General features: G+C 36.5%; 5 protein-coding genes. 4 read left to right on the forward strand and 1 reads right to left on the reverse strand.

The features are described 5' to 3' along the window. Positions 1 to 33: 33 nt before the first annotated feature. Complete coding sequence (locus H6G79_RS13095; RefSeq protein WP_190590226.1) at positions 34 to 2,163, reverse strand: ATP-binding protein; 2,130 nt, start codon at positions 2,161 to 2,163, stop codon at positions 34 to 36. Positions 2,164 to 2,482: 319 nt separating this feature from the next. On the opposite strand from H6G79_RS13095, the gene H6G79_RS37640 reads away from it, so the two are divergent. From H6G79_RS37640 to H6G79_RS13115, 4 genes are all read left to right on the forward strand, one after another. Next, the gene (locus tag H6G79_RS37640; RefSeq protein WP_190590167.1) at positions 2,483 to 4,720 is read left to right on the forward strand and encodes a substrate-binding domain-containing protein; all 2,238 of its coding nucleotides are present in this window, start codon (positions 2,483 to 2,485) and stop codon (positions 4,718 to 4,720) included. 83 nt (positions 4,721 to 4,803) lie between these two features. Continuing rightward, positions 4,804 to 4,953 (forward strand): hypothetical protein, encoded by a 150-nt coding sequence (locus H6G79_RS13105; protein WP_190590166.1) that lies wholly within the window; start codon positions 4,804 to 4,806, stop codon positions 4,951 to 4,953. Between the two features lie 13 nt (positions 4,954 to 4,966). Continuing rightward, positions 4,967 to 5,470, forward strand: coding sequence for a phage tail protein (locus H6G79_RS13110; RefSeq protein ID WP_190590165.1), 504 nt, complete (start codon positions 4,967 to 4,969; stop codon positions 5,468 to 5,470). Between the two features lie 6 nt (positions 5,471 to 5,476). Continuing rightward, positions 5,477 to 7,992, forward strand: a 2,516-nt coding sequence (locus H6G79_RS13115) for a hypothetical protein (RefSeq protein WP_191049358.1), incomplete at its 3' end; no start/stop codon positions are given.

Raw genomic sequence — 7,992 nt, forward strand, 5'->3', positions numbered from 1 at the left:
AAGTCACAGTTAGAAATATTGATTTTTACAGACTCACATTTGTTTGAGTGGAATTTCAATACACAATTCCGAACCTTCTCCCACGACAGAATTACAATAGAGTTTCCCGTAATGTCGCTGGGTGATAATTTGGTAGCTGATAAATAACCCTAAGCCTGTACCTTTACCAACAGGTTTGGTAGTAAAAAATGGATCAAAAATGCGCGATTTAACTTCTCCAGACATACCAATTCCGTTATCAGCTATGGTAATCATAACTACAGATTCAACTGCTTGGGTGCGGATGGTAATTGTTGGAGCCGATGATGCTTCTAAAGCATCAATGGCATTCACTAATACATTCATTAATGCCTGATTTAATTCTCCAGCATAGCATTCGACTAGAGGCAAAATACCATAGTCTTTGACTATGCTAATGTCGGGACGTTGATTAGTTGTATTGAGACGATGCTGTAAAAACAGGATTGTGCTATCAATGCCTTCATGAAGATTAACTGTTTTGCAGTCTGCTTCGTCCAGACGGGAAAAGTTACGTAGTGATAAAACAATCTCCCTCACTCGTCCAGTTCCATTTGCCATTGATTGGAGAATTTTAGTTAAATCTTCTGCTAAAAAATCTAAGTCAATTTCTGCTCGTCTTTCTTCAATTTTTGGTGGTAGATTTAGAAAATACTGCTCGTAAAGTTCGATTAATTCGAGTAAATCTTGCGTGTAATTGGTAACATAATTGAGATTACCGTGAATAAAATTGATGGGATTATTGATTTCGTGAGCAACACCAGCTACCATTTGGCCAAGAGCAGACATTTTTTCACTTTGTACCATCTGAGCTTGGGTGCGATGTAGTTCTTGAACTGTATTTTGTAACTCTATGGTTCGTTCTGTTACTCGTTGTTCTAATTCAGCATTCGCTTGTTCCAGTTGCATAAATGAACTTTTTAATTGACTAGTCATACTGTTAAATGAATTAGCCAATTGTCCTAACTCATCTTGGCGAGTGACATCAAGATTAATCTCAAAATTACCGATTGTCAGTTGTTCACTAGCAAATGTTAAACTTTGTAGTGGTTTAGCCACCTGTTTTTGTAAGACAGAAAATAAGAGTATGACTTCTATCAGCAATGCCAAAGCACCCGTGATTAGGACAAATCTAGCGGTATCAAACGCAGCACCCGATAGCAGAGACTTGGGATAAACAGTGACAAAATACCAATTGGGGCCAGTTAATTGGGTAATAGCTAAAAATTCATGGTGTTGTGCATTTTCGACTACGCCTGTGTGAGAATTTTGCGCTAATTGCCAAATTGTTTGTAAATGAGAGTCATTGAGGTTAGTAATCTTAAGTTGACCTTGGGCTTGCTGAATTTTATCCATGTAATCAGGATGAGCAATCAAGCGTCCATCTGCACGAAAAATTAAATTGTAGGTTCCTGGTAAGCGATTTTTGATGGTTTGTTCCAGTAAATCTGTCAGAATGATGTCATGTCCCGTAGTGCCGAGAAAGCGATCGCCATCATACACAGGCACAATTACAGATACCATCCAAATTTGGGCATTAGGATCTCGATACACACCTGTCCATGCAGGTTTGCGCGTTGGGTTATGGGTTGGGTCAGCTATATAAAAAAATTCTTGTTTTGTCAGATCAAAATCAGAAGGCCCTATTAGATTAAGTGGCACATCTTTCCAATAAAATACACTGTTCTTCTCAGGCGTATTAAAATAAGTATCGGGAAAGCGCACACTCCAAGCCGGGCCATAAGCCTGAACTAAGTTATAACCTGCCATAAAGACCCGTTTTAGTGTCGCATCCATTTGGGCATCTCGACTAATAAAGCTCGTGGGATATTGAGCTGTATCAAATGCAGCGATAGGTTGTGTTTGGGGAGCATTTCGGAAAGTTCCATCTGACCAACGAAAATGCAGCCGATCAAACTCTGCTGCTAAATCACGACTGCTTGGTTGCTGAAGTTTTTCTAGAATTTGCTGCTTTAAAAATGTGAGATTATCTTCTGCTAGTTTAAAACTTATGCTTTCTCGCTGTCCTCGTTCCGTGATGTATTTTTCTAACTGCTTTTTGGTTTGTACTTCCAAATTAGATATCACATGAAAATAGCTGACACTTGTAGAAATTAATATAACTCCTGCAACTCGCAGTGTCATATTTCGCAATGTTTTGCGTGTAAGTGATGTCTTAACGGTTGGCAATTTTGGAGAAAACTTTTGGAACAGGGATAAGAGCTTCAACATAAGATGAGTATGAAATTTGATTTCGAGTTGGAAATATAACTACTCATCTTTATTTTTCCCAGATTAATACTAATTCTCTAAAATCTGGCAACGGATAAAGTCTCAATCTCAGATTTTTGGGGAAACCATTTCACTGTCTCTTAAACAATTTTTTAGCGGAAAGTCTAATGGCTTTGGGCAAAAATTCAGTGTAGGATGCGGTAGATAAGAGCGATCGCTAAGGGTTTCCGTCGTGGTTTATGAACAAATTAAAGCCAAATTACCGCAGAGGTTTTTCCCAAAATCAGAAAACCCACCAGTTGTAGAACCGGAACCGATTTTAACTCCTGTCACTTTGCAACCACCAATGCCTGTGGGGGTGGATATCATCTACCACAAATATCGCTGCTGGACGGGGAATACTTTAAGCTGTGAATGGACAGAAAAAACAATAGAACAAAACCCGACAGCTAAAACTTGTCAAACCTGTGGTTTTCCGGCGATTATCCCTGCTAAAACTGAATTTCGGGGGTACAAAGGGCGATATCGCATAGATAAGTATATCGGAAATCGCGGTTTAGGGCGTTTATATCAGGGAATACAGCTAACAGACCAACAGCCAGCAATTATTAAAGAATATTTATTACCTCAACTGGCTTTTAACGCTGAAGAAACCAGAGATAGGAAACAAGCTTTTGAACGTTTGGCTGGTTTGAGTTTAGCTGATGGAAGAATTCAAGATATCCGGCTAAATTTTCCTTGGGATGCAATTTCTGACCCAATTGCTGAACGCTGCTATCTTGTTACTAATGGCAATATCGATGCTTATCCTACTCTCAGAACATATCTAAAAGCTACTAATAAACCAATGTCTGAGAGGGAAGTATATCGTGTGCTTGACCAAGGATTACAAACTCTACAATTTCTTCACGGTCAAAAATTTAGTCTACCAACTGGACAAATACAACAAGGAATCGCTCACGGTAATATTAATTTAGATAGTCTGCTAATTATGGCAGATACAGCAGAATTTTTTATTCATTTAACAGATTTAACATTATGGGAAAATTTATTTCAATTATCAACTATTAAACCTGTGGTTTCGACTGTAGCGCAAGACTTAGTTGATTTAGGCTATGTAGCTTTTTATTTATTGCAAGGTAATATTTTAGATACAACTATTGACCCCAGAAAAGAACAATATTGGCAAGCTATAACTCTTGAATTTAAAGCTTTTTTGTTCCGGCTTTTAGGCTTGGATAAGCCCTTTAATAATGCGGAAGAAGCGAGAGAAGCATTATTACAAGTTTATCAGGTTTTACCAAGGGAAATATTAATAATTCCAGAACAACCAGAGACCCCCAAAGCCAAACTTTATCGTCCGTCGATATTACTATTAAGTATTTTGGGGGGATTATTGTTATGTGGATTGATAGTATGGCTAGTCCAGAGATGGAAATCTCCAGAAACTGTGATGGAAGAACCAGTAGTTTGCTGTTTAAAAAGTGTGACTGGTGTACCTGGAGGTAAATTTAACTATACTGGTGAAAAAGACAGTACTTGGAGTTTTATCCGGCGACAAAGCAATTTAATCTTGCAAAATCAAACACTGGAAGAAAAGTTAAAAGCAAGTCAGCCAAAATTACAGTTAAACTATCAACCAGAAGATAGTATAGAACAAGCGATCGCCAGTGTCAAAGACAAGCAAAAAGATTTTGCAATCGCTAATATGGTAGAACCATTAACTCCAGAACTAAAACATCAAGAATTTGCTTATGATGGTTTGGTGGTCTTTGTGGCTTTTAGTTACTCCAAGCGCGATAAAAGTTTACCACGAGCTTTAAATGGTCAGATTAGTATTCAGCAATTACAAGATTTATATACAGGTAAAATTACTAATTGGCAACAACTGAAAGGCTTTAATTTACCTAAATTACCAGTTAATCTTTACATACCAAAAGACGCAGAAACTATCAGGATATTTGAACAGCGAGTACTCAGAAATGAAGAAGCGATCGCAACTTTCCGTTATTTAAAACAACAGCAACAATCAAACACATCTTTTACTTATTCTGGCATCAATATAACATCTTTATCAACCTTAGAAATGCTACAAAAAGTTCTGCGGGACTTTGAAGAAGATAATATTGGTAGTATTGGTTTTGCTACACTTAGTCAAGTATTTGGTCAGTGTTCTGTTTATCCTTTAGCTATAGCAGATAAGGATAAAGCCGCAGTACAAACTTTAGTACAAGATAACGGAAAGCCAATAAATCCAAATACTGACTTGTGTGATGATAAAGGCAGTTATCAGCCTAACATCCAAGTATTTAAAACAGGTAGCTATCCCCTCAGTTATCCATTAGTTGTATTGTATCCAGGAGATAATAGCCGTCCTCCCATCGGTCAAAAATTTGCGGAAATGCTAAGAACCGCAGAAGTACAGCAAATATTAGAGAAAACTGGTTTAGTACCACTAAGTCGTCAATAAAGCAGTAAAAGTAGACTATTGGCTAATTGTCGATGTGACAAATTGGCTGATATATATAAATCTATTTCTCCAATTGTTTAGCTATGACCGATGACAGTAATCAGCAAAAAAAACTTGCCAAGTTAGCAGGTAAGGTAATGTGCGATCGTCAATTGTTATGGAAGTTGACAGATAAAGTTTATGAACTGATGAAGGAAGATTTACAACAGCAAAAAGAAAGACTTAAAAATTAGATAGGAGTGAGTTATGGCTAATACTAGCCGAGAATTAAACTATGTTACCGCTAATAGATTTTATGTCGAAATTGAAAGTAATATTACCGCCTGCTTTACAGAATGCCAAGGCTTAGGTGTGAATATCAAAACTGAAAAATTTGCTGAAGGCGGTGTGAATAATCAACAACGAGTCTTGTTAAGTCCCGCAGATTTTTCTGATGTTACTCTCAAACGAGGAATTACAAATGACTTAACCTTTTGGAATTGGATGAATAAAATTTTAAGTGGCGCAATAGAACGGCGTAACGTCAATATTTTAGTGTTTAATCAAGCTGGTGAAACCATGCAATGTTGGACTTTAATTGGTGCTGTACCTATCTCATGGAAAGCACCAGGTTTAAGCGCCGATTCTAGCACAGTTGCTATTGAAGAATTAACTTTAACTTATGAAGGCTTAAAAGTTGATAAAACAAGGTCTGGCGGTGCATCAATTTTATCAGGACGCGATAGTTCAGGTTCATTTGCTAGTAATTAAAAGTATATGACAGAAAATCTGACAACAGGTTTTAGTTCAGAACCTTCAGAACCAGACCTAAATCTAGGGATAAAGCAACCTTTATTACCTCATCAACCTTTGGGAAGTAAATTTATTAGTCCTAAATTTTTATCACCATTAGGAGCAAAATCACTATCAAATTTTGATTCTTCCATATTTTTTAATCCAGTCATCACAGATTTTAACATCATTGAAAATTCCTTTCAAGGTTCACCTTTTTTTTCTGAATCTAAATCACAGCATTTCAATACACCAAGTCATTCTGAAGGAAATAAAGTCAAAAAAAATAGTTCAAATTCACCCAACATTCAACAAAAATCAGCAGGAAGTAACTCCAGTTTAAGTAGAGATATATTATTAAGTCAGGACAGTGATATCCGATTATCTCCAAGTGAAGCGATCGCCAATATAGATGTAACCACACCAAACACGAATTATATCAACCCAACAATAGAAAATAATGATATTGGCGAAATAAATAAATTATCAAACACACCTCAACAAGCACATATAATATCATCAATTTCTGATAATAAAGACTCAAAATTAATTCAACCACAAATCAATACTAATAATTCTGTTACAAATCAAAAAAATGAGGCTCTACCCAATCCATCGCAACCAAGACAACACACATCACTAACTATTCAACCGCAAGCAGATAGTGGTAAAGCTGAATATTCACAAACTGAGTTAAATGAAAAAGCGATCGCCCCTTCTAATACTGGTACAGAATCAGAGATTATTCAACCAAAATTAGATAGCGATGATTCTGTATCTCCTCAACCAGAGATAGTAGAACTTGACGACTCACAAACTACGTTAAATAAAAAAGCGATCGCACCAAATAATCATGGTAAAGCGTCACCAATTATTCAACCAAAACTAGATAGTGATAATTCTGTTTCTACTCAACCAGAGATAGTAGAATTTGACGACTCACAAACTGAGTTAAATAAAAAAGCGATCGCACCTTCTAGCACTGGTACAGAATCACCAATTATTCAAGCGAAATTAGATAGTCATGATTCTACTTCTCTCCAACCAGAGATAGTAGAACCTGACTACTCACAAACTGAGTCAAATAAAAAAGCGATCGCACCTTTCAATACTGCTACAGAATCACCAGTTATTCAACCAAAATTAGATAGTAATAATTCTGTCTCTCTTCAAGTAGAAATAGTAGAAAATGACAACTCACGAACTACGTTAAATGAGAAAGCGATCGCACCTTCTAATACTGGTACAGAATCAGAGATTATTCAAGCAAAATTAGATAGTGATGATTCTGTCTCTCCTCAACCAGAGATAGTAGAACTTGACGACTCACAAACTACGTTAAATAAAAAAGCGATCGCACCTTCTAACACTGGTACAGAATCACCAATTATTCAAGCAAAATTAGATAGTGATAATTTGGTTTCTCTTCCATCAGAGATAGTGGAAAATGACTACTCAAGAACTGAGGTAAATGAACAAGCGATCGCACCTTCTAATACTGTTAGAGAATCACCAGTTATTCAAGCAAAAATAGATAGTAATAGTTCTGCTTCTACTCAACCAAAAATAGTAGAAACTGACGACTCACAAACTACGTTAAATGAAAAAGCGATCGCACCTTCTCATACTGCTACAGCATCACCAGTTATTCAACTAAAATTAGATAGTGATAATTTGGTTTCTCTTCCATCAGAGATAGTAGAAAATGACTACTCAAGAACTGAGGTAAATGAACAAGCGATCGCACCTTCTAATACTGTTAGAGAATCACCAGTTATTCAAGCAAAAATAGATAGTAATAGTTCTGCTTCTACTCAACCAAAAATAGTAGAAACTGACGACTCACAAACTACGTTAAATGAAAAAGCGATCGCACCTTCTCATACTGCTACAGCATCACCAGTTATTCAACTAAAATTAGATAGTGATAATTCTGCTTCTACTCAACCAGAGATAGTAGAACGTGACGACTCACAAACTACGTTAAATAAAAAAGCGATCGCACCTTCTAACACTGGTACAGAATCACCAATTATTCAACCAAAACTAGATAGTAATAATTCTGCTTATCCTCAACCAGAAATATCAGAAATTGACTACTCACAAACTGAGTTAAATGAAAAGGCAATCGCACCTTTCAACAATGCTACAGAATCAGATATTATTCAACCAAAAATAGATAGCGATAATTCTGCTTCTCCTCAACCAGAGATAGTAGAAGTTGAACAGTCACAAACTGAGATAAATGAAAAAGCGATCGCACCTTCTAATACTGTTAGAGAATCACCAGTTATTCAAGCAAAATTAGATAGTAATAGTTCTGCTTCTTCTCAACCAGAGATAGTAGAAATTGACAACTCACGAACTACGTTAAATGAAAAAGCGATTGCACCTTCTCATACTGCTACAGCATCACCAGTTATTCAACTAAAATTAGATAGTGATAATTCTGCTTCTACTCAACCAGAGATAGTAGAACGTGACGACTCACAAACTACGTT

It is taken from the genome of Anabaena sp. FACHB-83 (assembly GCF_014697485.1).
Lineage (GTDB): Bacteria > Cyanobacteriota > Cyanobacteriia > Cyanobacteriales > Nostocaceae > Nostoc_B.